Source organism: Pararhizobium sp. A13 (genome assembly GCF_040126305.1).
Lineage (GTDB): Bacteria > Pseudomonadota > Alphaproteobacteria > Rhizobiales > Rhizobiaceae > Pararhizobium.
In genome coordinates, this window is the sequence record NZ_CP149510.1 from 640209 (window position 1) to 666988 (window position 26780).

Annotated in this window: 26 protein-coding genes; 4 read left to right on the forward strand and 22 right to left on the reverse strand. The window is 61.9% G+C overall.

What is annotated here, in order from left to right; all coding sequences use genetic code 11:
- Nucleotides 1-59: 59 nt before the first annotated feature.
- Nucleotides 60-713: a fructose-6-phosphate aldolase gene (gene fsa, locus WI754_RS03025; RefSeq protein ID WP_037128234.1), complete on the forward strand. Its 654-nt coding sequence runs from the start codon at nucleotides 60-62 to the stop codon at nucleotides 711-713.
- A gap of 93 nt (nucleotides 714-806) precedes the next feature.
- On the opposite strand, the gene WI754_RS03030 is transcribed toward fsa, so the two are convergent.
- Together WI754_RS03030 and WI754_RS03035 are read right to left on the reverse strand one after the other, a co-directional pair.
- On the reverse strand, nucleotides 807-2621 hold the full coding sequence (locus WI754_RS03030) for a methyl-accepting chemotaxis protein (RefSeq protein WP_349436160.1): 1815 nt from the start codon (nucleotides 2619-2621) through the stop codon (nucleotides 807-809).
- 311 nt (nucleotides 2622-2932) lie between these two features.
- A complete protein-coding gene (locus WI754_RS03035) occupies nucleotides 2933-3853 on the reverse strand; it encodes a 1-acyl-sn-glycerol-3-phosphate acyltransferase (RefSeq protein WP_349436161.1) in 921 nt (306 codons plus the stop codon).
- A gap of 146 nt (nucleotides 3854-3999) precedes the next feature.
- Here WI754_RS03035 and WI754_RS03040 point away from each other — a divergent pair, with 146 nt between their 5' ends.
- Complete coding sequence (locus tag WI754_RS03040; RefSeq protein WP_349436162.1) at nucleotides 4000-4935, forward strand: tyrosine recombinase XerC; 936 nt, start codon at nucleotides 4000-4002, stop codon at nucleotides 4933-4935.
- 100 nt (nucleotides 4936-5035) lie between these two features.
- On the forward strand, nucleotides 5036-6118 hold the full coding sequence (locus tag WI754_RS03045) for a TraB/GumN family protein (RefSeq protein ID WP_349436163.1): 1083 nt from the start codon (nucleotides 5036-5038) through the stop codon (nucleotides 6116-6118).
- Nucleotides 6119-6267: 149 nt separating this feature from the next.
- Here WI754_RS03045 and WI754_RS03050 read toward each other — a convergent pair whose 3' ends face one another.
- Both WI754_RS03050 and WI754_RS03055 read right to left on the reverse strand, forming a co-directional pair.
- Nucleotides 6268-6621 (reverse strand): EF-hand domain-containing protein, encoded by a 354-nt coding sequence (locus WI754_RS03050; protein ID WP_349437709.1) that lies wholly within the window; start codon nucleotides 6619-6621, stop codon nucleotides 6268-6270.
- A 19-nt stretch (nucleotides 6622-6640) separates the two neighbouring features.
- Nucleotides 6641-6889 (reverse strand): hypothetical protein, encoded by a 249-nt coding sequence (locus tag WI754_RS03055; protein WP_349436164.1) that lies wholly within the window; start codon nucleotides 6887-6889, stop codon nucleotides 6641-6643.
- A gap of 546 nt (nucleotides 6890-7435) precedes the next feature.
- Here WI754_RS03055 and ftsZ point away from each other — a divergent pair.
- Nucleotides 7436-8461, forward strand: a complete 1026-nt coding sequence (gene ftsZ, locus WI754_RS03060; protein ID WP_349436165.1) for a cell division protein FtsZ — start codon at nucleotides 7436-7438, stop codon at nucleotides 8459-8461.
- A gap of 64 nt (nucleotides 8462-8525) precedes the next feature.
- Here ftsZ and WI754_RS03065 read toward each other — a convergent pair whose 3' ends face one another.
- The 18 genes from WI754_RS03065 to sdhD form a co-directional block, all read right to left on the reverse strand.
- Nucleotides 8526-9026 (reverse strand): DUF2867 domain-containing protein, encoded by a 501-nt coding sequence (locus WI754_RS03065; protein WP_349436166.1) that lies wholly within the window; start codon nucleotides 9024-9026, stop codon nucleotides 8526-8528.
- Nucleotides 9027-9114: 88 nt separating this feature from the next.
- Nucleotides 9115-10521, reverse strand: a complete 1407-nt coding sequence (gene lpdA / locus WI754_RS03070) for a dihydrolipoyl dehydrogenase (RefSeq protein WP_349436167.1) — start codon at nucleotides 10519-10521, stop codon at nucleotides 9115-9117.
- 22 nt (nucleotides 10522-10543) lie between these two features.
- Entirely contained in the window at nucleotides 10544-11296 is a 753-nt protein-coding gene (locus WI754_RS03075) for an SDR family oxidoreductase (RefSeq protein ID WP_349437710.1), read from the reverse strand.
- 2 nt (nucleotides 11297-11298) lie between these two features.
- A complete protein-coding gene (locus WI754_RS03080; RefSeq protein WP_349436168.1) occupies nucleotides 11299-11793 on the reverse strand; it encodes a hypothetical protein in 495 nt (164 codons plus the stop codon).
- 2 nt (nucleotides 11794-11795) lie between these two features.
- The gene (locus WI754_RS03085) at nucleotides 11796-12437 is read right to left on the reverse strand and encodes a LysE family translocator (protein ID WP_349436169.1); all 642 of its coding nucleotides are present in this window, start codon (nucleotides 12435-12437) and stop codon (nucleotides 11796-11798) included.
- Nucleotides 12438-12478: 41 nt separating this feature from the next.
- Entirely contained in the window at nucleotides 12479-12892 is a 414-nt protein-coding gene (locus WI754_RS03090) for an MAPEG family protein (protein ID WP_349436170.1), read from the reverse strand.
- Between the two features lie 13 nt (nucleotides 12893-12905).
- Complete coding sequence (odhB, locus tag WI754_RS03095; protein WP_349436171.1) at nucleotides 12906-14141, reverse strand: 2-oxoglutarate dehydrogenase complex dihydrolipoyllysine-residue succinyltransferase; 1236 nt, start codon at nucleotides 14139-14141, stop codon at nucleotides 12906-12908.
- 29 nt (nucleotides 14142-14170) lie between these two features.
- Nucleotides 14171-14488, reverse strand: coding sequence for a YciI family protein (locus WI754_RS03100; protein WP_349436172.1), 318 nt, complete (start codon nucleotides 14486-14488; stop codon nucleotides 14171-14173).
- 13 nt (nucleotides 14489-14501) lie between these two features.
- The gene (locus WI754_RS03105; RefSeq protein WP_349436173.1) at nucleotides 14502-17498 is read right to left on the reverse strand and encodes a 2-oxoglutarate dehydrogenase E1 component; all 2997 of its coding nucleotides are present in this window, start codon (nucleotides 17496-17498) and stop codon (nucleotides 14502-14504) included.
- A 161-nt stretch (nucleotides 17499-17659) separates the two neighbouring features.
- Nucleotides 17660-18562: a succinate--CoA ligase subunit alpha gene (gene sucD / locus WI754_RS03110; protein ID WP_349436174.1), complete on the reverse strand. Its 903-nt coding sequence runs from the start codon at nucleotides 18560-18562 to the stop codon at nucleotides 17660-17662.
- An 18-nt stretch (nucleotides 18563-18580) separates the two neighbouring features.
- Nucleotides 18581-19774, reverse strand: a complete 1194-nt coding sequence (gene sucC / locus WI754_RS03115; protein ID WP_349436175.1) for an ADP-forming succinate--CoA ligase subunit beta — start codon at nucleotides 19772-19774, stop codon at nucleotides 18581-18583.
- 31 nt (nucleotides 19775-19805) lie between these two features.
- Entirely contained in the window at nucleotides 19806-20768 is a 963-nt protein-coding gene (mdh, locus tag WI754_RS03120; RefSeq protein WP_037128250.1) for a malate dehydrogenase, read from the reverse strand.
- A gap of 194 nt (nucleotides 20769-20962) precedes the next feature.
- Nucleotides 20963-22117, reverse strand: a complete 1155-nt coding sequence (gene zapE, locus WI754_RS03125) for a cell division protein ZapE (protein WP_349436177.1) — start codon at nucleotides 22115-22117, stop codon at nucleotides 20963-20965.
- 162 nt (nucleotides 22118-22279) lie between these two features.
- A complete protein-coding gene (locus WI754_RS03130) occupies nucleotides 22280-22828 on the reverse strand; it encodes a protease inhibitor Inh/omp19 family protein (protein WP_349436178.1) in 549 nt (182 codons plus the stop codon).
- Between the two features lie 473 nt (nucleotides 22829-23301).
- Entirely contained in the window at nucleotides 23302-24081 is a 780-nt protein-coding gene (locus WI754_RS03135) for a succinate dehydrogenase iron-sulfur subunit (protein ID WP_349436179.1), read from the reverse strand.
- Nucleotides 24074-24538: a DUF3052 domain-containing protein gene (locus WI754_RS03140; protein WP_349436180.1), complete on the reverse strand. Its 465-nt coding sequence runs from the start codon at nucleotides 24536-24538 to the stop codon at nucleotides 24074-24076. The genes WI754_RS03135 and WI754_RS03140 overlap by 8 nt, the downstream gene beginning before the upstream one ends.
- A 2-nt stretch (nucleotides 24539-24540) precedes the next feature.
- On the reverse strand, nucleotides 24541-26385 hold the full coding sequence (gene sdhA, locus WI754_RS03145) for a succinate dehydrogenase flavoprotein subunit (protein WP_349436181.1): 1845 nt from the start codon (nucleotides 26383-26385) through the stop codon (nucleotides 24541-24543).
- A 6-nt stretch (nucleotides 26386-26391) separates the two neighbouring features.
- Entirely contained in the window at nucleotides 26392-26772 is a 381-nt protein-coding gene (gene sdhD / locus WI754_RS03150) for a succinate dehydrogenase, hydrophobic membrane anchor protein (RefSeq protein ID WP_349436183.1), read from the reverse strand.
- Between the last annotated feature and the right edge of the window lie 8 nt (nucleotides 26773-26780).

Consider the following 26780-nt stretch of genomic DNA (forward strand, 5'->3'; position numbering starts at 1 on the left):
TGCGTTAAAGAAAACCCCCGAAACAACAAAGCAGCCCGTGTGTCCCAAGGGAGAATCCCATGAAATTTTTTGTCGATACAGCCGATGTGAATGAAATCCGGGAGTTGAACGACCTCGGACTCGTCGACGGCGTGACGACCAATCCGTCGCTGATCCTGAAGTCCGGCCGCAACATCCTCGAAGTGACGAAGGAAATCTGCGGCATCGTCGAAGGCCCGGTTTCGGCCGAGGTCGCGGCGACCGATTACGAATCGATCATGAAGGAAGCGGCTGTCATTTCGAAGATCGCCGACAACATCTGCATCAAGGTGCCGCTGACGCTCGACGGCCTCAAGGCCTGCAAGAACCTGTCCTCCGACGGACACCTGACCAACGTGACGCTGTGCTTCTCGGCCAACCAGGCGCTGCTCGCCGCCAAGGCGGGCGCGACCTTCGTATCGCCCTTCGTCGGCCGTCTCGACGACATCGCCTTCGACGGCATGGACCTGATCCGCGAAATCCGCCAGATCTTCGACAATTACGGCTACGAGACCGAAATCCTCGCCGCCTCGATCCGTACCGTCAACCACGTCAAGGAAGCAGCCCTGATCGGCGCCGACGTCATCACGGCGCCGCCGGCAACGCTGAAGGCCCTCGTCAAGCACCCGCTGACCGACAAGGGCCTCGAAACCTTCCTCGCCGACTGGGCCAAGACCGGCCAGAAGATCGCCTGATTATTTTTGGGCATGAATTGAGATGGAAGCCTCGCGAGACAATCGCGGGGCTTTTTGCTTGGACAGCCGTCAGGCGGCTGCAGGCGGGAAGCGTTAAGCCGCCCGCCGTGCATGCATCCCGGCGACTGCGGAAACCTGGAAACGCTCGGCAACGCGGTTCAGGTCCTGCACTTCATCGCTGAGTTCGCGGCACGCAGCGTTGGTCTGTTCGACCATCGCCGCATTCTGCTGGGTCATCTGGTCCATCCGGTGCAAGGCTGTATTGATGTCGGAAAGGGCGGCCGTTTGCTCTCCGGCGGCGGTAACGATTGCGCCGATGAGGCCGGTTACCTGCAGCACGTGTCCTTCGATGCCGGTCAGCGCGGCACCGGTCTGGTTGACGAGTTGCACACCGCCGGCGACCTCGCGGGCCGAGGACTCGATGAGCGTCGTGATTTCCCGCGCCGCTTTTGCCGAACGGCCGGCCAGTTCGCGCACTTCCTGGGCGACGACCGCAAAGCCCTTGCCCGCATCGCCGGCCCGCGCGGCCTCGACACCGGCGTTCAGTGCAAGCAGGTTGGTCTGGAAGGCGATCTCGTCGATGACGGTGATGATCTGGCGAATCTGCGTCGACGAACCGGCGATCCGCTCCATGGCGGCAACAGCGTCCCGCACGACGAGGGCCGATTTCTCCGCGCCGTCTTTTGCCGCGGCCATCACCGTGCTTGCTTCACGCGCACGCTCCGAGGAGTTGCGCACCGTGACGGTGATTTCGTCAAAGGCCGACGCGGTTTGCTCGAGGGAAGCTGCCTGCAACTCCGTCCGTTTCGCCAGATCGTCGGTTGCACCGGCAATTTCGGAGGAATTGGTCCTCAGCCGCGCGGAGGTGTGCAGTACAGTGGAAATCGTCTCGGCCAGGCGTTCGACGCTGCCGTTGAACTCCGTCCGCAGCTCTTCGTAATCCGCGGCAAACGGCTGTTCGATGCGGACCGAAAGATCGCCGTTCGACAGGCGCTCCAGCCCGCGCGTCACCTGCTCGATCACCTGCAGGCGCCTTGCCTCCTCGGCATCCTTCTGACGGCCAAGAACGGCGTCACGCTCGTCCTGCTGCCGGCGCTCGTCGTCGGCGCGCGCGCGCGCATTGCGCCGCTCGATCGCCGCCTCGCGGAAGATGGCGACGGATTTTGCGACCGCGCCGATCTCGTCCGAGCGGCCCGCATAGGGAACGTCCCGGCCATAGTCGCCGGCGGCAAGCGTCTGCATGTAGGACGACATCGCCGCCAGCGGCTGTACCGCACGGCGGCGGAAGAACCAAAGACCGGCAAGCAGCAGGAAAACGGAGGCGGTCGAGCTGATCAGGGCGGCAGCAGAAAGCACTGCGGTTTCGGCGGTGGCGCCCGCTTCCTGCTCTTTCAAAAATGCGTCGGCCATGGCGACGAGTTCGTTTACCGCAGTCTCGTGGTGATGGAAGCTCGTCTTGAGCTCTGCCAACGCTTGTCCGGCCGTGGCTGCGTCGCCGCCCTGGAGGGGGGCCACGAATTTTTTCTCCATGACCTCCCAATAGAGATCGCCCCGCGCCACGACGTCGTTTTCAAGTTTCGCCATCAGCGCGGCGGGGGCCGTCGAGGCTTTCCAGTAGACACGCCGATCATCGAAGGCTTTCTTCAATGCGGCGATCTTGTCGAGATTCGCCTTGGCAAATTCGGGGTTCGCAGCCGCCTCCATCGCCAGCATATAGGACTCGACCGTGTACAGAGGCGGCGGCAGGATGTCCGCGATGAGATCCTTGCCGTAGATGACTTGCGTATAGACGGGTCCGTTCACGCGCAATTTGTTGAAAGCATATGTCTTAATGCCGATGGACAGCACCAGACCGGCAACAACGATTGCGCCGAAAATCAAGAGCCCGCGAGCAATGGTGAGCTTCATACAATCCTCCGATAAAACAGGCTGCTGCCGCGCGAAAGCGGCCCCGGCGACGGGACAATAATAAAATATCAGTTTGAAAGATTCCGGATTTCACCGGCGGGGACCGTTAGGCGTCATGCGGCCAGCCGCCCTCGGCAGGGGTAGCTACGGCAACGTCCTCATATAAACGTTAAATTATATGATAATTGTTACGCCGTTATTAATCACGGGGAATTTATGCTTTCCTTACAGGTGCTTGTGGCCACGCCAGCTCCTTTGACAGGCATGATTTCCACGTCTTTGGAGGCGCGCGGCGATCTTCGCACTAAGGCCTAAGCGAGTGCTCGGCGAAGCATCAGCTCAAAGCGGGCATCACCATCCCGCGCCAGATCAAAGACCGTGTGTCGCTCCAGCGCCCGCGTCACCTCGGCCGGATCGCCATCGAGCGCATCCGGCCCGATGAGATTGCCGATGGTGAAGTCGAAGAGGTCGCCCTTTTTGTTCAGGAGTTCGTGGAACACCGTCATGTCGCGCAGCTCGGTTGACCATTTGGCAAGCCAATAGAACAGGCCGGAATTGCGCGCCGACATATGGACCGGCAGGATCGGCAGGTTGTACTTGCGGGCAAAGCCAACGGCCGAAGTCTTCCACGGGCGCTCGTTGAGCTTGCCATCCGCCCAATAGGCGATGCGACCCGAGGGGAAAAGCACGGTTGCCTTGCCTTCCGAGATCGCCCGGTTGGTAACCTGCAGCGTTTCGCGCGCCTTCAGCTTCGTCTTGTAATCCTCGCGCCATTCGACCGGAATGACCATTTCGACCAGGCGCGGATTGACGCGGATGGCATCGCGATTGGCGAAGAACATCATGTCGGGACGGCGCTGTTTCAGGAGATTGAAGACGGCTACGCCGTCGGCAATCCCGGTCGGATGGTTGCTGACCAGCAGGAAGCCGCCCTTTTGCGGAATACGCTCTGCGTTGCGAACGCGGATATCGAGAGCGAGGATATCGCTCAAATACTGGAAGGCCTGATAGCCTGGCAGGTTGGCGACGCTATCGGCGAATTCGATCGCCTTGCGATAGTTCAGGACCGTATAGAGAAACGGCCGCATCACCGGCCAAAGCGGATGCTTGACGATACGCTGTCCGCGCTCGGCAATCAGCGCATCGACGATATGGCCCGGCTGGCCCTGCGAAACCAGGGCGATTGCCTCCGCAAAATGCGTGAAACCGGTTGCCGAATCGCGTCTTGCCATCTTTATCCCGCCTCGTCCGCCCTCAGCTATCGCAGTTGAATATGATCCCAACATGACAATTTCCAAGGGCCATTAGGAAAAACATAACGGCATCCGGCGCAGAGTTGCGACAACCAGACATCAGGCCAGACATCAGGAAAGCAAGCGTGAACGAACTGCTGATCATCGGCCATCCGGAACTGATGGAGGAGCGCCAGCGCTGGCTGTCGGGGCTGAGCCGGGAGCGGCGCCTGTCGGACAAGACCGTCGAAGCCTATGAGCGCGACACGCGGCAGTTCCTGCATTTTCTGACAGGACATCTGGCCGGCCCGGCGCGCTTGAGCGACATCAGTTCCCTGCGACCGGCCGATCTGCGCGGCTTTCTCGCGGCGCGACGCAGAGACGGCGCGGGGGCGAGAACGCTCGGCAGGGGGCTTGCGGGACTTCGCTCCTTCCTGCGGCATCTGGAAAAGAAAGGGCTTGCCAATGCAGCGGGAGCTGCTGCCGTTCGCTCACCGAAACAACCGAAGTCGCTGCCGAAACCGCTGACCGACAAGGACGCGTTGACCGTTGTCACCAGCGAGGCGCAGCTTGCCGACGAGCCCTGGATCGCCACGCGCAACGCCGCCGTGCTCACCCTGCTTTACGGCTGCGGCCTGCGCATTTCCGAGGCGCTCGACCTGACACCATCAGATTTTTCAGGCGCGCCGACGGCGTTGCGCATACACGGCAAGGGTGGCAAGACCCGCGTGGTGCCGCTGATCGCAGCAGCCATCGATGCCGTGCGGGCATACGAAAAACTCTGCCCTTATCCGCTCGCGCAGGACGGCCCGCTGTTTCGCGGCGCCAAGGGTGGCAAGCTGCAGGCGGCGATCATCCAGCGCGATATGCAGAGGCTGCGCGGTGCGCTCGGCCTGCCGGATACAGCGACGCCGCATGCGCTGCGCCACTCCTTCGCCACGCATCTTCTGGCGGGCGGCGGCGATCTTCGGACCATCCAGGAACTGCTCGGCCATGCCAGCCTCTCGACCACCCAGGTCTACACCGGCGTCGATTCGGCAAGGTTGCTGGAAATCTACGACCGGGCGCATCCGCGCGCCTGAATTTCGCCTTCGTCGGAGCATTAACCAGCTTTGTTAAACGTGCCGTGAGGCTTGCACGGTTAGGGTCGGTGCGATGAGCCTATCGTAAACAGGATCGACAATGTTTCAGCATTTGCCAAAGCCGGCACGCGCCATGGCGGGAAAATTCGGCGACAATATCCTCGCCCTGATCGCAACGCTGCATGTGCTGTTTGCTCTCAGCCTGATTGTCACGCTTCTCTCCCTCTCGCCGGCCCATGCGGCGCAGGATGCCTGTGGCGGCAAGAACCTGATCGCCGACATGCGGGCGTCGGACCCGGCGCGGTTTGCGGCGCTTGAAAAGGAAGCCGCCGCCGTGCCGAACGGCAGGGGCATCTTCTGGAAAATCAAGAAGGCGGGGCTCGCGCCCTCTTACCTGCTCGGCACCATGCATGTCACCGATCCGCGCGTGCTCGCCATGCCGAAGGGTGCAAGCGAGGCGTATGAAACCGCAAAGACCGTGATCGTCGAATCCGACGAGATCGTTGACGACCGCAAGGCGGCCGCGGCTCTGCTGATGCGGCCGGAACTGACCATGTTCACCGACGGCAGGTCGATCAAGGACTTTCTCGAGGCCGACGAACAGGAAAAACTGACGGCCGGCCTGAAGCGGCGCGGCATTCCGCTGACGCTGGTTGCGAAGATGAAGCCCTGGATGATCGCCAGCTTCGTCGCCCTTCCCGCCTGCGAGCTGAGCCGCAAGGCGGCCGGCGCCTCGTTCCTCGACAAGAAACTGGCGGAGGATGCGCTGAAACAGGGCAAGGCGCTCAAGGGGCTGGAAACGCTGGTGGAGCAGCTGAAGGCGATGGATGCGCTGCCGGTGCAGTTTCATCTGGATGCGCTGATCGAGACGCTTGATCTCGGCGACACCGTTGCCGACGTGATGGAGACGACGACGGAACTCTATCTGACCGGCGATACGGGCATGGTCATGCCGCTGATGAAGGCCGTTTCGGAAGAGAAGTCGCCCGACAGCAGCACCGACTACGCGGATTTCGAGCAACGCATTGTTATCGACCGCAACAAGACCATGGCAAGCCGTGCCAAGCCGATCCTCGACGGCGGCAGCGTCTTCATGGCCGTGGGCGCGCTTCACCTGCCGGGAAATGAGGGCGTGATCGAACTGTTGCGCAAGGACGGTTTCACAATCACTGCGGTCGACTGAAGACCTGCGAATACCGCCAGCTGCGGCGCATACCCGCCGTGCCGATTTGCTTGCGTGGGCGGAAACCGGTGCCGGCCTGATCAAACCTCCCGGCAAATCCACCAGTGGATCTTTTCGTCCGGGAGGATCGTGTACCGTGAGGCAGCAGTTTACTGCAGATTGCCGTCCCCGCTGCGATCGGCCGCGGTGAAGTCATTCATGACCCGATCCATGAATTCGCTCTGGCCAACGACACCGTCACGGTTGGCGTCGCTGAGGGCGAATTGCTGGGTGGTCAAGACCTTGTTCACTTCGGCAGCTTGCAAGCTGCCATCCTTGTTCTTGTCCAGGCTTGTGAACGCCGTCGTCATGAAGACCTGATATTCCGAGCGTTCGACGGTCCCGTTGGAATTGCTGTCAAGCCGGTCCTTCTGCCCCTGGTACATGGACGCCGTCTGGTCCTGCGCGCCAGCCAAAACGGTCTGGCACAGGAGGAATGTCGCGATCATGGCTGCCTTTTTCATGGTCAAGACCTCGCCTCCGTTACATACATGTCAAGCGGTTGCCGAGGAAACCTCCGAGGCCGATGCCGCCGCCGATCGCGGCGATCTGACCCGATCCGGCGCCGATCGTGCTTCCGATCAGACCACCGACGATCGCGCCTCCAACCGTTCCGGCAACGCAGCCGAATTCGGCGTTGCGATCCGCGACCGCCTGGGATGTTGGTGTTGACTGACAGGCGGACAGCGCCAAGCACCCGGCGAACAGGACAGTGACTGTACGTTTGCTCATTTCTTCCTCCACAATTTCCACGCGAATCCTATTTGAACTGGTGGATGTGCTGGTCTGCTGCCCGGATAAAAATAAGCTTTCGGCGCCTCGACTTGTAAAAAGGCGCTCGTGTCAGGTCAAACAAATTGGCTCGCCAGCAAGCATGTAGCATCGGGGCGGCAGAGCGTGACGATTTCACACGCCGTACGGTATTGCAGGTCTCCAAAGGGACCTGCTCCCATACTACAACTGGGCATCCATCATGACAACTCTTTGCATCTGCCGACCATCGAATGCCTTCGAACCTTGGCATACCCGATAGCCGCCGTATTGGAACAGCGAGGGTTCGCGCTTGAGTGCCGTCCGATGCAAAAATCGTTGCAAATCGGCTCATCGCTACGCACGCAAAGCACCACACACTTGCACCCGCGCCGTCTCTCTGCCTTTTTGCAGACATAACCTGCGGCGGCCTGATTCGCGCCCGCTCCGCTTCGCATTCTTGTTGCAGCTCCCGGAACGCGCTTCCATACGTGCCGGGGCAGCGACCACGTCCAAGGAGATGACGAGATGTCAGAGATCAAGAAACCCGTGATTTCGGAGATGAGACCGAAGATCACTGTCATCGGCGTCGGCGGCGGCGGCGGCAACGCCATCAACAACATGATCGCCGAAGGCCTTCAGGGCGCCGACTTCGTTGCCGCCAACACGGATGCGCAGGCGCTCACCATGTCGAAGGCGCCGCGGCTGATCCAGCTTGGCGCGCAGGTGACCGAAGGGCTCGGCGCCGGCTCGCTGCCGGAAGTCGGCCGCGCGGCGGCGGAAGAATCGATCGACGAGATCATGGATCATCTTGGCGGCACGCATATGTGCTTCGTCACCGCCGGCATGGGCGGTGGCACGGGAACGGGCGCCGCCCCAGTGATCGCCGCCGCCGCCCGCAAGGCCGGTATCCTGACCGTCGGCGTCGTCACCAAGCCGTTCAGCTTCGAAGGCAAGCGGCGTATGCAGGCAGCCGAGGAAGGCATCGAACGGCTGCGCGAAGCGGCCGACACCGTGATCGTCATCCCCAATCAGAACCTCTTCCGTATCGCCGATGCGAAGACCACCTTTGCCGATGCCTTCGTCATCGCCGACCGCGTTCTCTATTCGGGTGTCGGCTGCATCACCGACCTGATCGTCAAGGAAGGCCTGATCAACCTCGACTTCGCCGACGTCAAATCGGTGATGAAGGGCATGGGCCGGGCAATGATGGGAACCGGCGAAGCGATCGGCGACGGCCGCGCCTCCAAGGCTGCCGAGGCGGCGATCGCCAATCCGCTGCTCAGCGAAGTGTCGATGAAGGGCGCCAAGGGCGTACTGATCTCGATTTCCGGCGGCTCCGACATGACGCTGTTCGAAGTGGACGAGGCAGCGACCCGCATTCGCGAGGAGGTCTACGAGGACGCCGACATCGTCGTCGGCGCAATCTTCGACAAGGGCCTGGACGGCGTGTTCCGCGTTTCGGTCGTGGCCACAGGGCTCGATCAGCACGCGCCGGGCAGCGAAGTTTCGACCATCGCGACACAGCCGGCGCAGGCGCGGACACTGCAATAAGCCAAAAGGGCTTCCGAGCGGGCGGCAAGCGCTTCCCGCTCGGGCGACGAAAGCTTGTTGAGAGCTATCCGTTCGCCTGGACCGCGGGGCGGGACAACCGCTGCAGCATCGTGCGGACGATCAACCGGTGGAAGGGCGTGATCACGGCGATGTAGATCTTGCCCATAAGGATTTTTCGGTAGACCAGCGTCGTCACGCTGACGATCTGTTCCGCATCTCCGACTTGACGAATATCCGCGACGATGCGGAAATCCAGATGGGTGTCATCGAAGCCGAGGACAATCTGTTCGTCCGACCGGGATAGGACAGGAAAGAAGCCGATCATATCCTGCGGGGTTGCCGGATGATGACCAGAGCCCTTCAGGCCGAAGGGGCTGACCATCGCATTGCGCAGCCACATCAAGGCGCGGACCCAGGCTGGAAAATCACCCAATGTTTGCTCGGCGGCGGATGTGGCCGTCAGTGCCTTGCCCTGAACCCACAATTCATAACAATCCGCCCAGTCGGCATTAGGCAGCGCCGGATGCGGCAAGGTGACGGGGACTGGATGATTGCGCGGCACCATCGGCGTGCTCTCCCTGGATGCGACGATGGTAGGCCGCCCGACGGTGAGGTGCAAAGGGGCTGATTGTCACGGCCCCTTTGCCTGTTCATTACATATGGATCGGCTTTGCGAAGGTCGACAGAGCCGCTTCCTTGACCGCTTCCGACATGGTCGGGTGGGCGTGGCAGGTGCGGCCGAGGTCTTCCGAGGAGCCGCCGAATTCCATCAGAACGGCGATTTCATGGATCATCTCGCCGGCACCGAAGCCGACGATGTGACCGCCGAGAACGCGGTCGGTGGCCTGATCGGCGAGGATCTTGACGAAGCCGTCGGTGGCCAGCATGGCGCGGGCGCGGCCGTTGGCGGTGAACGGGAACTTGCCGACCTTGTAGGCGATGCCTGCCGCCTTCAGCTCTTCCTCGGTCTTGCCGACGGAGGCCACTTCCGGCTGGGTGTAGACGACGCTCGGGATGACGTCATAGTTCACGTGGCCTGCCTGGCCGGCGATGATCTCGGCAACGGCGACACCCTCGTCTTCCGCCTTGTGGGCGAGCATCGGGCCGCGCACGACGTCGCCGATCGCATAGATGCCAGGAATGCTGGTCTGGAAATGGTTGTTGATCTCGACGCGGCCGCGCGTATCCATGACGACGCCGGCCTTGGCGAGGCCGAGGCCATCGGTGAACGGCTTGCGGCCGGTGGCGATCAGGACGACATCGGCATCGATCGTCGCCGCATCGCCGCCCTTGACCGGCTCGAAGGTCACCTTCGCGCCGGCGCCCGACTTTTCAACGCCGGTCACTTTCGCGCCGAGCTTGATATCGACGCCCTGCTTGGCAAGCATGCGCTGGAACTGCTTGGCGACTTCGCCGTCCATGCCGCCGAGGATCATGTCGAGATACTCGACCACGGTCACCTTGGCGCCGAGGCGCGACCAGACCGAACCGAGCTCGAGGCCGATGACGCCGCCGCCGACGACGACCATGGTGGCAGGAACCTTCTCCAGCGCGATCCCGCCGGTGGAGGAGATGATGACCTTCTCGTCGATCTCGACCTGGACGCCCGGAATGCCGGCAACATCGGAGCCGGTGGCGATGACGATGTTCTTCGTCTCGATGACCTGCTCTTCGCCCTTGTCGTTGGTGACGGAGACCTTGCCTTCGCCAAGAACCTTGCCGGTGCCCTGGAACGCATCGATCTTGTTCTTCTTGAACAGGAAGGCGACGCCGTCGACGTTCGACTTTACCGTCGCATCCTTGTGGGCGAGCATCTTCTCAAGGTTCAGCTTCGGAGCCGGCACCTCGACGCCGAGCGCATCGATGCCATGAGCGGTCTGGTGGAAGACTTCCGAGGCATGCAGCAGGGCCTTCGAGGGAATGCAGCCGACGTTCAAGCAGGTGCCGCCATAGGTGGCGCGCTTTTCGATGACGCCGACCTTCAGGCCGAGCTGGGCTGCCTTGATGGCGCAGACATAGCCGCCGGGTCCGGTGCCGATAACAATGAGATCATAAGCCATGAATGGTCCTTCCTGAGAGCGGCTATCGTCCGCCGCTGACGTTGAGAATGGCGCCCGTTACATAGGACGACGAAGGGGAAAGCAGGTAGAGAACGGCGTCGGCGACCTCCTGCGCGGTGCCCGGCCGTTTCAAGGGAATGGTTGGCGAAAGCTCGCGGGCGCGGTCCGGAAGACCGCCGGAGGCGTGAAGCTCCGTATCGATGATGCCGGGACGGACCGCGTTGACGCGGATGCCGTCCGAGGCGACCTCGCGCGACAGTCCGATGGTGAAGCTGTCGATCGCACCCTTGGAAGCGGCATAATCGACATACTGTCCGGCCGAGCCGAGCACCGCGGCCATCGAGGAAATATTGACGATGACGCCGCCCTTGCCGCCATGACGGACCGACATGCGTCGCACGGCAGCCGCCGCACAAAGGATCGAGCCGGAAACGTTGACACGCAGCATGCGTTCGAGCCGCTCGGGCGTGATCTCGTCGATCCGGGCCGGCATCCCGACGATGCCGGCATTGTTGACCAGCCCGTCGAGGCGGCCGAAGGCCTTGTCCACCGCGTCGAAAATCGCGGCGATCCCGGCGTCGCTGCCGACATCGCCTTCAATCGCAACTGCTTTGCCACCGGCCGCCTCGATCGCCTTGACGACCGCATCTGCGGCCGGGCGGTTCGAGGCGTAGTTGACGGCAACAGCCCAGCCCTGTTCGGCTGCCGAGAAGCAGATGGCTGCACCGATGCCGCGGCTGCCGCCGGTCACCAGCAGGACGGGTTGATCGCTGATCTTCATTGGGCACATCCCTTCAAAGTCAGAACATCCCAGGGAGCGACAGTCGCCTTGCCCCAGATGGACGAGTTGCGCACGGCGGGGCCGAAATCGGGCAGAAGCAATTGCGCCGCCGCTTGCCTGCCCTCCTCAGGCAGGGAACCAACCTTGCCGTCGGCACCAACGGAATAGATCACGCCTTCCCAGACGGTGCAGGCGGCGATCTCGTCGCCGGTGACGTCGCCCTCCGGGCAATTGTTCATGATCATGCCGTTCGGCCGGACGGGTTCGCCCGACTGCATGACGATGCCATCCAGCACCAGGTCCGTCTTCGCCACCTTGACCTTGAAATGGTTGCTGGTTGCGGCGCTGGCCGAGCCGACGGGCTCGAACCGCAATTCATAGGCGCCGTCCGCATCGCCATAGATCGCCTGCTCCTGCAGGCAATCCGCCGCAGCCACTGGCGTCACAGCCAGCAGGATACAGAGGATCGATGCGGGAGCGGCGAGGCGCATGCTCAGGCTGCCTTTTCCGTAGCGAGCTTCAGGCCAAGCGCGATGAAGACGAGGCCGCTGACGCGATCGATCCACTGGCTGGCGCGCGAGAAGGCGGCGCGCATCTTCGGCGTCGTCATGAACAGGCTGACGCCGACGAACCAGAGGATCAGGCTGCTTGCCATGACCAGGCCATAGCCGAACTTCACCGCGATCGGCGTATGGGCGCCAACCACCGTCGAGAAGATCGACAGGAAGAAGAAGACCGGCTTCGGGTTCAGCGCATTGGCCGCAAAACCAAGACCGAAGGCTTTCAATGCCGACTGCCGTTTTTCGCTCGCATCCGCGCTATCGGCCTGGACCGTGATATCCGTCCTGCCGGCACGAAGAGACTTGATGCCGATGTACAGCAGGTAAGCGACACCGCACCATTTGACGATGTTGAACAGGTAGATCGACTGCGAGATGATCAGCCCGAGCCCGAGGATCGTGTAGGTCACATGGAACATCAGCGCGGTGCCGATGCCGAAGGAGGTGACGATCGCCGAGCGGCGGCCGTGAACCAGCGACTGGCGCATGACCATGGCAAGATCGGCGCCGGGAGAGACGATGGCAAAGGAGAAGATCGCCATCAGCGATGCGAGTTCGAAGAGATAGGGATGCACGGCACGTCTCCGGTTATCGCTGTCAGGCGTCCGCTTTCCTGTCAGAAAACGAGCGCCGATACCATGATGAGGAGCCCGGCAAGCGAGCCAAGCCAGATGAGCGAGCGGACATAGGAAACGCCCGCCAGATAAAGCGGAATATAGGCAATCCTGAAAACGAACCAAGCCCAGGCGCCGATGAGGCCCCAGCCTGTCGGATCACCGGTAATGGCAAGGGCGAGCGCCAGCCCGACGAAGGCTGGATAGGTTTCCTGAAAATTGACGGAGGCCCGTGCGGACCGCCCGGCGAGTTTGCCGGACGGCTTCTTCTCCTCATCCCGCGGACCGGCATTCCAGGCCGATCCGAGTTCCAATGTCCCCATCATGCCCTGCAGGCTGACATGGAAGACGAGCAGCACAACGCTCCAGGCGAGGAGCGAAAGGAAGGGCGATTCCGCCAGCGCTGCCGCGTCCATTTTTCAGTGCCTCTCAGAGATCGAGAACCAGGCGTTCCGGATCTTCCAGGCTTTCCTTGACGCGGACCAGGAAGGTCACGGCTTCCTTGCCATCGACCATCCGGTGATCGTAGGAGAGCGCCAGGTACATCATCGGACGGATGACGATCTGGCCGCCGACGACGACTGGACGTTCCTGGATCTTGTGCATGCCGAGAATGCCCGACTGCGGCGCGTTCAGGATCGGCGAGGACATCAGCGAGCCGTAGACGCCGCCATTGGTGATCGTGAAGGTGCCGCCTTGCATGTCAGCCATGGAGAGCGAGCCGTCACGGGCAGCCTTGGCAAGACGGCCGAGATCCTTTTCGATTTCGGCGATCGACATCTGGTCGGCATCGCGGATGACGGGAACGACCAGACCCTTGTCGGTGCCGACGGCCATGCCGATGTGGCAGAAGTTCTTGTAGATGATGTCGGTGCCGTCGATCTCGGCGTTGACGGCCGGGATTTCCTTCAGCGCATGCGTCACGGCCTTGGTGAAGAAGCCCATGAAACCGAGCTTGACGCCGTGCTTCTTCTCGAAGAGGTCCTTGTAGCGGTTGCGCAGGTCCATGACCGCCGACATGTCCACCTCGTTATAGGTGGTGAGCATGGCCGCCGTGTTCTGGGCGTCCTTCAGGCGCTTGGCGATGGTCTGGCGCAGGCGGGTCATCTTGACGCGCTCTTCGCGCGGCGCGTCCTCCGTCGACGACGGACCACGGGTCACGATCTTGACCGGCTCGGAAGCCGCCGGCGTCGAAAGGCCCTTGGCGACAGCAGCGATGACATCGCCCTTTAGCACCTGGCCGCGCTTGCCGGAGCCATCGACCTGATCGGCGGTGAGGTTGTTTTCGGCGAGCATCTTGGCGGCGGCCGGAGCAGCCGGCATGGCAGAGGCGACCTGCGGAGCAGCAGCGGCGACAGCCGGTTGAGCGGCGGCCGGAGCAGCGACCTTCTTTTCAGCTGCAGGCGCGGCAGAAACGGCGCCGGCCGCACCGTTGGCGATCTGGCCAAGCAGCGCGCCGAGACCGACCGTTTCACCGGCGGCGGCGACGATTTCGGAAAGCGTGCCTGCGGCTGGTGCCGGAACTTCGATGGTCACCTTGTCTGTTTCGAGTTCGAGCAGCGGCTCATCGGCCTTGACGGTGTCGCCCACCTTCTTGAACCATGTCCCGACGGTCGCTTCGCTGACGGATTCTCCCAGGGTAGGAACGCGGATTTCTGTGGTCATTTTCAGATCCTGACTTTGATCGTTATCGGTTATGCGGCAGGTGCGGCGACATGCCGGAGAATGAGTGAGGGTATGGCGGCAATTTCGAACTGGAAGCCCAGGCGGGCGGCAATGACCGGATCGCCGTCGGCAAGCGCCTGGGCGGCATTCCCGTCGGGAACCTCCACAAGCGCCATGCCCCAGGCACCGTCCTTGGCGAAGACGGGACCGACCGCAATGGCGCGTCCCGCATCGGCTTGCGCTCGCCAATAGGCAGAATGTCGCTCCATCGCCGCCATTTCCTCAGGCGTTGCGTCATGAGGAAATGTGCTGCGGGGTGGCACTAGTTTCAGATGAAAATAGGCCATGGAGCGCTGCCTCTCAACCGCCCAGCGCGTCTTCGAGGAAGGCGGCGAGCTGGGCGAGGTGCTTGGACATCAGGCCCGTCGCCGGAGAGGCGGCGGCCGGACGGCCGGTGTAGCGGACGCGCTGGTACTTCGCATCGATATGGGCAAGCACCCATTCCAGATACGGGTCGATGAACGACCAGGCGCCCATGTTCTTCGGCTCTTCCTGGCACCAGACCATTTCCGCATTGCGGAAGCGCGAGAGCTCATTGATAAGCGCCTTGGCCGGGAACGGATAGAGCTGCTCGACGCGCAGCAGATAGACATCGTCGATGCCGCGCTTTTCACGCTCTTCCAGGAGATCGTAGTAGACCTTGCCGGTGCACAGAACGACGCGACGGATCTTGGCGTCCTTCTGCAGCTTGATCGGGCCGTCCTTGATGACCTCGGCGTCGTCCCAAAGCAGGCGGTGGAAGGAGCTTTCACCGGCCATTTCCGACAGCGAAGAGACGGCACGCTTGTGGCGCAGCAGCGACTTCGGCGTCATCATGATCAGCGGCTTGCGGAAGTCGCGCTTCACCTGACGGCGCAGGATGTGGAAGTAGTTCGCCGGCGTGGTGACGTTGGCGACCTGCATGTTGTCTTCCGCACACATCTGCAGCCAGCGCTCGAGGCGGGCGGAGGAATGTTCCGGACCCTGGCCTTCGTAGCCATGCGGCAAGAGGCAAACGAGGCCGGACATGCGCAGCCACTTGCGTTCGCCGGACGAGATGAACTGATCGAAGACGACCTGCGCACCGTTGGCGAAGTCACCGAACTGGGCTTCCCAGAGCGTCAGCGCATTCGGACGGGCCAGCGAGTAGCCGTATTCGAAACCGAGCACCGCCTCTTCCGAGAGCATCGAGTTGATGACCTCGTAGCGAGCCTGGGTCGGCGACAGGTTGGCAAGCGCGATATAGCGTTCTTCGGTCTCCTGATCGTAGAGGACCGAGTGGCGCTGCGAGAAGGTGCCACGTTCGCAATCCTGGCCGGACAGGCGAATCTTCGTGCCTTCGATCGCGAGCGTGCCGAAAGCAAGCGCCTCCGCCATCGCCCAGTCGATACCCTCGCCGGTCTGGATCATGTTGGCGCGACCGTCCATGAAGCGCTGGATGGTCTTGTGGACGTTGAAGCCCGCCGGGACTTCCGACAGCTTGCGGCCGACGTCCTTCAGCGTCTTCATCGGCACCGAGGTCTTGCCACGACGCTGTTCGTCCTGATTGTCGGCAGCGCGCAGGCCCGACCACACACCGTCCAGCCAGTCGGCCTTGTTCGGCTTGTAGGCCTGTCCCGCCTCGAATTCCTGTTCCAGATGGGCACGCCAATCGGCGCGCATCTTCTCCAGTTCGCCTTCGGAAATCAGGCCCTCGGCGATCAGGCGTTCGCCATAGAGCTGGACGACCGTCTTGTGGGCGCGAATGACCTTGTACATCTTCGGCTGCGTGAACGACGGCTCGTCGCCTTCGTTATGGCCGAAGCGGCGATAGCAGAACATGTCGATGACGACGGGCTTGTGGAATTTCATCCGGAATTCGGTAGCGATCTTGGCCGCGTAAGTCACCGCTTCCGGATCGTCGCCGTTGACGTGGAAAATCGGCGCTTCGATCATCTTGGCCACATCCGATGGATACGGCGACGAGCGCGAGAAGGCCGGATTGGTGGTGAAGCCGATCTGGTTGTTGATGATGAAATGCACGGTGCCGGCAACGCGGTGACCGCGCAGGCCCGACAGCCCGAGGATTTCAGCGGTCACGCCCTGGCCGGCGAAGGCGGCATCGCCGTGCAGCAAGAGCGGCATGACCTGGGCCCGCTCGGACAAGGGAATGATGTCGCCCTCGAAGATCTTCGCCATCTGGTCCTGCTTGGCGCGCGCCTTGCCCATGACGACCGGGTTGACGATTTCAAGATGCGACGGGTTCGCCGTCAGCGACAGGTGGACCTTGTTGCCGTCGAACTCGCGGTCCGAGGAGGCACCCAGATGGTACTTGACGTCGCCCGAACCTTCGACATCGTCAGGTGCGGCGGAACCGCCCTTGAACTCGTGGAACACGGCGCGGTGCGGCTTGCCCATGACGTTGGTCAAGACGTTCAGGCGGCCGCGATGGGCCATGCCGAGGATGATTTCCTTGAGGCCGACCTGGCCGCCGCGCTTGATGATCTGCTCCAGCGCCGGGATCAGCGATTCGCCGCCGTCGAGGCCGAAACGCTTGGTGCCCTTGTACCGGACGTCGATGAACTGCTCGAAGCCTTCCGCCTCGATCAGCTTCTGCAGGATCGCCTTCTTGCCTTCCGCGGTGAACTCGACGCCCTTGTCGGGGCCTTCGATGCGCTCCTGGACCCAGCCCTTGATTTCCGGATCGGAGATATGCATGAACTCGACGCCGAGCGTCGAACAATAGGTGCGCTCGAGGATTTCGAGCATTTCGCGAATGGTTGCGGATTCGAGGCCGAGCACGTTGTCGAGGAAGATCGGGCGATCGTAGTCGCCTTCCTCGAAGCCGTAGGACTTCGGCGACAGCTCGTTATAGTCTTCGACAGGGGCTGCAATGCCGAGCGGGTCGAGCTTGGCGTGCAGGTGACCGCGCATGCGGTAGGCGCGGATCATCATGATGGCGCGAACCGAATCGCGGGTCTGCTGGTGGACATCGGCCGCACTCGGCGCGACGCCCGTGACGGCTGCCTGCTCCTCGGCCTTGGCCTTCACCTTCTTTTCGATGACCTTCTCGACCGTGCCCCAGTCGCCATCGAGCGCGGAGACGAGTTCGCCATTGGCGACGATCGGCCAGTTCGGCTTCTTCCAGGAGGCGCCCTTGGCCGCCTTGATCACGTCGTCCGGCTGGTCCTGCAGCGCCTTGAAGAACGACTGCCATTCGCCGGAGACCGACGAGGGATCGCTTTCGTAGCGCGCATAAAGCTGCTCGATATAGCTGGCATTCGCTCCGTCGAGGAACGAGGTCAGCAGAAATTGCTCGTTGGCTTCTTGCCTTGCCATGGTGCTTCGCGGACCTGTCCGTCCGCCTCCTGACTTGTTAACTCTTGCCGGCTTTCAGTCCCGGTCGACCTGGCTGGCATCGGCGCCGGAGCGCCGTTGCCTTCTTCCGTTGAGAGTAACCGGGCCGGCACCAACCGCCTGCCCGATCACATCGCGCTGTCTCAGCCCTTGAGGACCTCGACCAGCGTCTTGCCGAGGCGCGCCGGCGACGGCGACACGCGGATGCCTGCCTGCTCCATCGCTGCGATCTTGGATTCCGCATCGCCCTTGCCGCCGGAAACCACGGCACCGGCGTGACCCATCGTGCGGCCCTTGGGCGCCGTACGGCCGGCAATGAAGCCAGCCATCGGCTTCTTGCGGCCCTTCCTGGCCTCGTCGATCAGGAACTGCGCTGCGTCTTCCTCGGCCGAGCCGCCGATTTCGCCGATCATGATGATCGACTTGGTCTCGTCGTCGGCGAGGAACATCTCGAGCACGTCGATGAACTCGGTGCCCTTGACCGGATCGCCGCCGATGCCGACGGCCGTGGTCTGGCCGAGGCCTTCGTTGGAGGTCTGGAACACGGCTTCATAGGTGAGCGTGCCCGAACGGGAAACGATACCGACCGACCCCTTGCGGAAGATCGAGCCCGGCATGATGCCGATCTTGCATTCTTCCGGCGTCAGGATACCTGGGCAGTTCGGGCCGAGCAGACGGGACTTGGAGCGGTCGAGGCGGGCCTTCACGCGCACCATGTCCATCACCGGGATACCTTCGGTGATGCAGGTGATGAAGGGAATCTCGGCCTCGATCGCCTCGATGATCGCGTCCGCAGCACCTGCCGGCGGAACGTAGATCACGGTCGCGTCGGCACCGGTCCGCTCCTTGGCTTCCGCGACGGTCGCGAAGATCGGCAGGCTTTCGCCCTTCGATCCGGTCCAGGTTTCGCCACCCTTCTTCGGATGGATACCGCCGACCATCTGCGTACCATAGTAAGCAAGCGCCTGTTCGGTGTGGAACGTGCCGGTCTTGCCGGTCAAGCCCTGTACAAGGACCTTGGTGTCTTTATTGACGAGAATGGACATTATTTCCGGTCCTTCAAATTAGCCGTTGATCGCCGCGACGATCTTCTTCGCCGCGTCGTCCAAGTCGTCAGCCGCGGTAATCGCCAGACCGGACTCGTTCAGGATCTTCTTGCCGAGTTCGACGTTGGTACCTTCGAGACGCACGACAAGCGGAACCTTCAGGCCGACTTCCTGAACCGCTGCGACAACGCCCTCGGCGATGACATCGCACTTCATGATGCCACCGAAGATATTGACGAGGATGCCCTCGACCTTGGGGTCTGCCGTGATGATCTTGAAGGCCGCGGCCACCTTGTCCTTGCCAGCGCCACCGCCGACGTCGCAGAAATTGGCCGGTTCCTTGCCGTAGAGCTTGATGATGTCCATCGTCGCCATGGCAAGGCCTGCGCCATTGACCATGCAGCCGATGTTGCCGTCGAGAGCCACATAGGCGAGGTCCCACTTGGATGCCTCGATTTCCTTGGCATCTTCCTCGGTCTCGTCGCGCAGCGCCTTGACGTCGTCGTGACGGAAGATCGCATTGCCGTCGAAGGACATCTTGGCGTCGAGAACGCGCAGGTGATCGTTTTTCATGACAATCAGCGGGTTGACCTCGAGCAGAGCCATGTCCTTCTCGTTGAAGGCCTTGTAGAGCACCGGGAAGAGCGCCTTGGCGTCTTCGGCAGCAGTGCCCGAAAGCTCGAGAGCCTTGGAGATCGCGGCAACGTCGGCAGCCGTCACACCGGCTTCCGGATCGATGGCGATGGTGTGGATCTTCTCAGGCGTGTCGTGGGCAACGGCCTCGATGTCCATGCCGCCCTCGGTCGAAACGACGAAGGCAACGCGACCGACCGACCGGTCGACCAAGAGCGAGCAATAGAGTTCGCGAGCAATGTCCGCGCCGTCCTCGATATAGAGGCGGTTGACCTGCTTGCCGGCTTCGCCGGTTTGCGCGGTCACCAGCGTGTTGCCGAACATCTCCTTGGCGTGGGCCTTGGCTTCGTCAATGGAGAATGCCAGGCGAACGCCGCCCTTGGCATCCGGGGCGAGTTCCTTGAACTTGCCCTTGCCGCGGCCGCCCGCGTGGATCTGGCTCTTGACGACATAGAGCGGACCGGGAAGCGACTTTGCAGCGGCTTCGGCTTCATCGGCGGAGAAGATGGCGACACCTTCCGCGACCGGTGCGCCAAAGGTCTTCAACAGAGCCTTGGCCTGATATTCATGAATGTTCATGGGAAATTTCCTGTTTAAGGCCGAACGGCAATTACTTCAGGCTGGGAGCAATCGTGATGCAGGCTTCGCAGAGACCGGCAACCGATGCGACCGACTTGTCGAAGGCTTCCTGCTCGGCCTTGTTGAACTCGACTTCGATGATGCGCTCGACGCCGCCGGCACCGATGATCGTCGGAACGCCGACATACATGTCCTTGACGCCGTACTGGCCGGTGAGATGGGCAGCGCAGGGCAGAACGCGCTTCTTGTCCTTCAGGAAGGATTCGGCCATTTCGATCGCGGATGCAGCCGGGGCGTAATAGGCAGAGCCGGTCTTCAAGAGACCGACGATTTCGGCGCCGCCGTCGCGGGTGCGCTGGATGATTTCTTCGAGGCGCTCCTTGGTCACCCAGCCCATCTTGACCAGATCGGTCAGCGGAATGCCGCCGACGGTCGAGTAACGGGCGAGCGGCACCATCGTGTCGCCATGGCCGCCGAGAACGAAGGCGGTGACGTCCTGGACGGAAACGTTGAATTCCTGGGAGAGGAAGAGGCGGAAACGCGAGCTATCGAGCACGCCAGCCATGCCGACGACCATGTTCTTCGGCAGGCCGGAGAACTTCTGCAGCGCCCAGACCATCGCATCGAGCGGGTTGGTGATGCAGATGACGAAGGCGTTCGGGGCATATTTCTTGATGCCGGCGCCGACCTGTTCCATGACCTTGAGGTTGATGCCGAGCAGGTCATCGCGGCTCATGCCGGGCTTGCGGGCAACACCGGCGGTGACGATGCAGACATCGGCGCCTTCGATGGCCGAATAGTCGCTGGCGCCGGTCAGATTGGCGTTGAAGCCTTCGACGGGGGAGGACTGGGCGATGTCAAGGCCCTTGCCCTGCGGGATGCCGTCAGCGATGTCGAACAGGACGATATCGCCGAGTTCCTTCAGGCCGGCGAGATGCGCCAGCGTGCCACCAATCATTCCAGAACCAATAAGTGCGATCTTGTTGCGCGCCATGAAAGTGCTTCCTTTGCGATCCAAATCTGACAAGGCCTGACGTGGCGCCTGAGACGCGAGCAGGGCAAACCTTTCGGCGCAAGGAATTAACCTTCAAAATCTAAAATATCAACCGATACTTTTGAGTGGAACAATTTCAATCGGTTAGATCAATAAATTCTTACGTAAACGTAAGAATTTTCGTCTCGAAATTGTCACGAAGCCACTGTTTCCGCACGATGATTTCGCGCGTATTCCTCGCTCTGCATCTCGATCAGGCGCGAGACTGTGCGGTCGAATTCGAAGCCTTCCGTGCCCTTTTTTGCCGTCAGAAGATCGATCGGCACGGAGGCTGCCGTGGCGAAAAGACGGGCGCCGTGATCGTAAATCGTATCGACCAGCATGATGAAGCGCTTGGTCTCGTTGCGGCGCTCCGGACCAAGATGCGGGATATGATCGATGAAAATCGTCCGGTAATGCGAGAGGATGGCGAGATAGTCGGCTGCACCCAGCGGCCGCTCGCAGAGGTCCGAAAAGGAAAACCGGGCGCAACCGTTGGCCGCGGCCGGAACCTTGATTTTCCTGCCTTTATGCGCGACCTCGCCGGCCGCGACCGAAAGCCCGGCGGTGGCATGGATCCAGGCCCGATCGAGCGCGGCGTCGGCCTGCGGCCCCATCGGCGACAGCCAGACCGGCAGGCCCTCCATCTTTGCCAGACGATAATCCATTCCGGCATCCAGCGGCACGATCTCGGTATAGGTCTTCAACAGATCGATGAACGGCAGGAACAACCCGCGGTTCAGGCCGTCCATGTAGAGATTGACCGGCTCGACGTTGGACGTGGCGACGAGCACGCAGCCCTTGGCGAACAGCTCGCCGAACAGCCGCGACAGGATCATCGCGTCGGCAATATCGGTGACGGAGAATTCGTCGAAGCAGAGCAGCCGCGCCTCGGCGAAAATCTCCGACGCGACCGGCGGCATCGGGTCGGCCTGGCGCGTCTCGCCGTTCTTCAGTTTCTGCCGGTGCTTGAAGATGCGCTCGTGCACGTCGGCCATGAACTCATGGAAATGCGCCCGGCGCTTGCGTTGGATCGGCACCGTTTCGAAGAAAAGGTCCATCAGCATGGTCTTGCCGCGGCCGACGCCGCCGTAGAGATAAAGCCCCTTGAGCGGCGGATGCTCGTGTTTGCGCGAGGCAAACAGCCAGCCGAGCGCATTCGACTTGCGCTGCGCCCGGTTCCCTGCAAGCTCCATCAAAAGATGATCGAAGCGCCTGGCGATGCCAAGCTGCGCCGGATCATGACGGACGGTTCCAGCGGCGATCATCGCCTCGAGTTTTCGCGAAATGCTGTCTTCGGGATTTGGCACGCGCTGGACCGATTTGAGCATTTCCAGGAAAAGTGTGAAACGGTTTTCCGTCCGGAAATGCGTAAAACAAAGAGATAGAGCGTTTTCGTGACTCGGAGAAAAGCGGAAACGCTCTGGAGGCTGGCGACACGAAAAAGCCCGGCGGCTGCCGGGCTCTATTGATTAACGGCTGAGGCTGACCGGCTGGCCGCTATTGGTCGAGCCGTCGAAACGCGCATCCGCGGTCTTGAACAGACGGGCCAGCGGATTGCCGTTGCGATCCTTCAGCACGACCTGCTTGCCGGCCACTTCCCAGGATCCCATGGCGGTCAGTTCGCCGGCGCAACCGCGCGTGCCGCCGCGCGAGCCGCTGCCGAGATTGGTCAGCGTCAGGAACATGTCGCAGGAACTGCCGGCATTCGAGACGCGCCAGTTGCCGACCATCGATTCCTTGGTGACATCGAGCGCATTGGTGGCCGCCGCCACATCGGTTCCCCCTGGTTGCTGAACACCGCCGACTGTTGCCGTGCCGCTGACCGGCGCTGCCGGGAACTGCGAGGTATCGGTCGTCGCCGGAGCGTCGAGCTGGCCGGAAGACACGGTCGGCACAGGCTGCGCCTGCAACGGGGCTGGCGACATGCTGTTGCCGCCGAAATCGCTCATGGACGTTCTCTGACATCCAGCCAGCGCCAGCACCACGGCCAGTCCTGCCACCGCATGTATTGTCCGCATATTCCTGCTCCCGATCATCTCTGCCACCGCGTTATCGACTGACATATAGGCCGAATTAACTTAAAACCATCTTTCAATTCAAGAGAACGGCAATTCTTTGACGCCTGTGGCATGATTGAAACGGTTGCGCCCGCTGCGTCGAGAGGTTGTCCAGACGACTCGTCAGCACGTCTGACGCCGCTCATTCCGGCGAAACCCATGCTGCAGCGCAAGAATTTCAATTCGAACTCTCGAACTTCCGGCACGTGGCGGACAAGAAAAACGCGGCGTGACGACCCGGCGTCAGACTGATGATAAACCGCCCAATCTTCCCTCATGCCCGCCCTTGTGGCGGGTATCCAGTGCGCCCAAGTCCTTGGGCGCAAAAGACTCTTTCGCGCGATAGACATCGCGCGGCTGAATTACCGCCACAAGGGCGGTAATGAGGGAGATGCCAAACTTTGTCAGCAGCCTGACGCCGGTCGCCTGCGCGATCAGACGCGCCGCTCGACCATCATCTTCTTGATCTCGCCGATCGCCTTGGCCGGGTTCAAGCCCTTGGGACAGGTCTGGGCGCAGTTCATGATTGTGTGGCAGCGATAGAGACGGAACGGGTCTTCCAGATTGTCCAGACGTTCGCCCTTGGCCTCGTCACGGCTGTCGATCAACCAGCGATAGGCCTGCAGCAGCACGGCAGGACCGAGATAGCGGTCGCCGTTCCACCAATAGCTCGGGCAGGAGGCGGAACAGCAGGCGCAGAGGATGCATTCGTAGAGGCCGTCGAGTTTTTGGCGGTCCTCGTGGCTCTGTTTCCATTCCTTGGCCGGCGTCGGCGAAACCGTTTTCAGCCAGGGCTCGATCGAACGGTGCTGGGCGTAGAAATTGGTGAGGTCCGGCACCAAGTCCTTGACGACCGGCATATGCGGCAGCGGATAGACTTTTACCGTCCCCTTCACCTCGTCCATGCCCTTGGTGCAGGCCAGCGTATTGGTGCCGTCGATGTTCATGGCACAGGAACCGCAGATGCCCTCGCGGCAGGAGCGGCGCAGCGTCAGCGTCGGGTCGATCTTGTTCTTGATGTAGAGCAGCGCGTCGAGAACCATCGGGCCGCAATCGTCGACATCGATGTAGAAGGTGTCGATCGACGGGTTCTTGCCGTCATCCGGGCTCCAGCGATAGACGCGCAATTCGCGGGTGTTCCTGGCCCCGGCCGGCTTCGGCCAGACCTTGCCTTCGGTCATCTGCGAATTCTTGGGGAGAGCGAGTTCAACCATGCGACCTGTCCGTTCTTTCCTTGCGCCGATCCTTGCGAATGACCAGCTTCAGCCCCGACCATATAGTGTCGACTGCGGCTACCTTGACATCCACCAGATCGAGATCGAGGGCCGCTGCGCGCACGACATCCTCGGTCACGTCCGTCTTAACCTTCGAAGCTTTCTTCGGCCATGAGACCCAGATCATGCCGTCCGGCGTGATCCGGTCCTGCAGGCCGGAAAGTTCGTTTTCGATCTCCGCCCTCATGATCGTGAAGGCATGGATCGCATCATAAGCCTTGCCCGCTCCCCGCATCGCCTCCCATGAGGGAAATCGGTCGCAGGCAGCAAAATCAACCGAGGCGACAAGCTCGACCAGACTGTCTGGCAGCGCGATGAACGCCACCGTCATTCCGGACTTGAAGCCCAGCTTCTTCGGAAGCGGCGTGCCGGAATATCCCGCCTCCGCCGCTGCCATAGTCAGTAAACGCGCGCTTTCGGCTCGATCTTGTGCGGATCGATGCCCTCGGCCAGAAGTTCGGTATGAACCGGGCGGTAGTCGAGCTTCACTTCGCCGGCCTCGTTCACCCAGGACAGCGTGTGCTTGCGCCAGTTGACATCGTCGCGGCCGCCGAAAGGCCCGCCGGTATAGTCTTCGCGGGCGTGGCTGCCACGGCTTTCCTTGCGGGCTTCGGCGCCGACGACCGTGGTGATGGCGTTGGCCATCAGGTTTTCCAATTCCAGCGTCTCCACCAGATCGGAGTTCCAGATCATCGAGCGGTCGGTGACCTTGATATCCGGCAGTTCCTTCCAGATCGCGCTCATGCGCTTGCAACCGGATTCCAGCGATTCCTGGGTGCGGAACACGGCAGCGTCTTCCTGCATGGTGCGCTGCATCTTTTCACGCAGCACCGCAGTCGGCGTTCCGCCGTTGGCATGGCGCAGCCGGTCGAAGCGCGTCATGATCTTTTCGGAAGCCTTCTCGTTGATCGCCGGGATCGAAGAGGCGCGGTCGATGACTTCGCCGGCGCGGATGGCCGCGGCACGCCCGAAGACCACAAGGTCGATCAGCGAGTTGGAACCCAGGCGGTTGGCGCCATGCACCGAGGCGCAGCCGGCTTCGCCGACGGCCATCAGGCCGGGGATGATCCGCTCCGGATTGGCGCTGTCAGCGTTCAGCACTTCGCCCCAGTAGTTGGTCGGGATGCCGCCCATATTGTAGTGGACGGTCGGCAGGACCGGGATCGGCTCGCGGGTCACGTCGACGCCGGCAAAGATCTTGGCGCTCTCGGAAATACCCGGCAGCCGCTCGTGCAGCACGGCCGGATCGAGATGGTCGAGATGCAGGTAGATATGATCCTTGTTCTTGCCGACGCCGCGTCCCTCGCGGATTTCGAGCGTCATGCAGCGCGAGACGACGTCGCGCGAGGCAAGGTCCTTGGCCGACGGGGCATAACGCTCCATGAAGCGCTCGCCTTCGGAATTGACGAGATAACCGCCCTCACCGCGCGCACCTTCGGTGATCAGACAGCCGGCGCCGTAGATGCCGGTCGGGTGGAACTGCACGAATTCCATGTCCTGCAGCGGCAGGCCGGCGCGGGCGATCATGCCGCCGCCGTCGCCCGTGCAGGTATGGGCGGAGGTCGCCGAGAAATAGGCCCGGCCGTAACCGCCGGTCGCCAACACCACCATCTTGGCGGCGAAGCGATGGATCGTGCCGTCGTCGAGGTTCCAGGCAACGACGCCGGTGCAGCGGCTGCCGTCGTCGGACATGATCAGGTCGAGGGCGAAATATTCGATGAAGAATTCGGCGTTGTGCTTCAGCGACTGGCCATAGAGCGTGTGCAGGATGGCGTGGCCGGTGCGGTCGGCGGCGGCGCAGGTGCGCTGCACCGGCGGGCCTTCGCCGTAGTTCTGCATATGGCCGCCGAACGGACGCTGGTAGATCTTGCCTTCGGCATTGCGCGAGAAGGGCACACCGTAATGCTCGAGCTCATAGACCGCCTTCGGCGCTTCCATGGCGAGATACTGCATGGCATCGACGTCGCCCAGCCAGTCGGAGCCCTTGACGGTGTCGTAGAGGTGCCACTGCCAGCTATCCGGCGTCATGTTCTGCAACGAGGCTGCGATGCCGCCCTGCGCTGCAACCGTGTGGGAGCGCGTCGGGAAGACCTTGGTGATGCAGGCGGTCTTGAAGCCCTGCTCGGCCATGCCGAGCGTGGCGCGCAGCCCGGCGCCGCCGGCGCCGACGACGATCACGTCATAGGCATGGTCGACATAGTCATAGGCGCGGCCATTGATCAGCGGCGATGTATTGGGTGCCATTTTGAATTACCCTGCAAAAGCGATCTTCAGGATGGCGAAAAGACAGAGCCCGCCAACTGCGATCGCAAAAAACGTATTGAGCATGACGAAGACGATCTTGGCGCCCTCTCCGTGCACATAATCCTCGATGATGACCTGCATGCCGAGCTTCATATGAATGAGGCCGGAGATGACCACCAGCCCCATGACCACGGCCACGAAGGGGTTCGACAATGCGGCGACAACCTCGGCGTGGGGCGCGCCGCCATACTTGATCAGGAAGATGATGAAGAAGACGATCAGCGGCACGTTGGCGACCGCCGTCAGCCGCTGGCGCCAGAAATGATCGGTGCCTTCCTTGGCCGAACCGAGGCCGCGTACCTTACCGAGGGGCGTGCGCATGTCCATGGAAATTC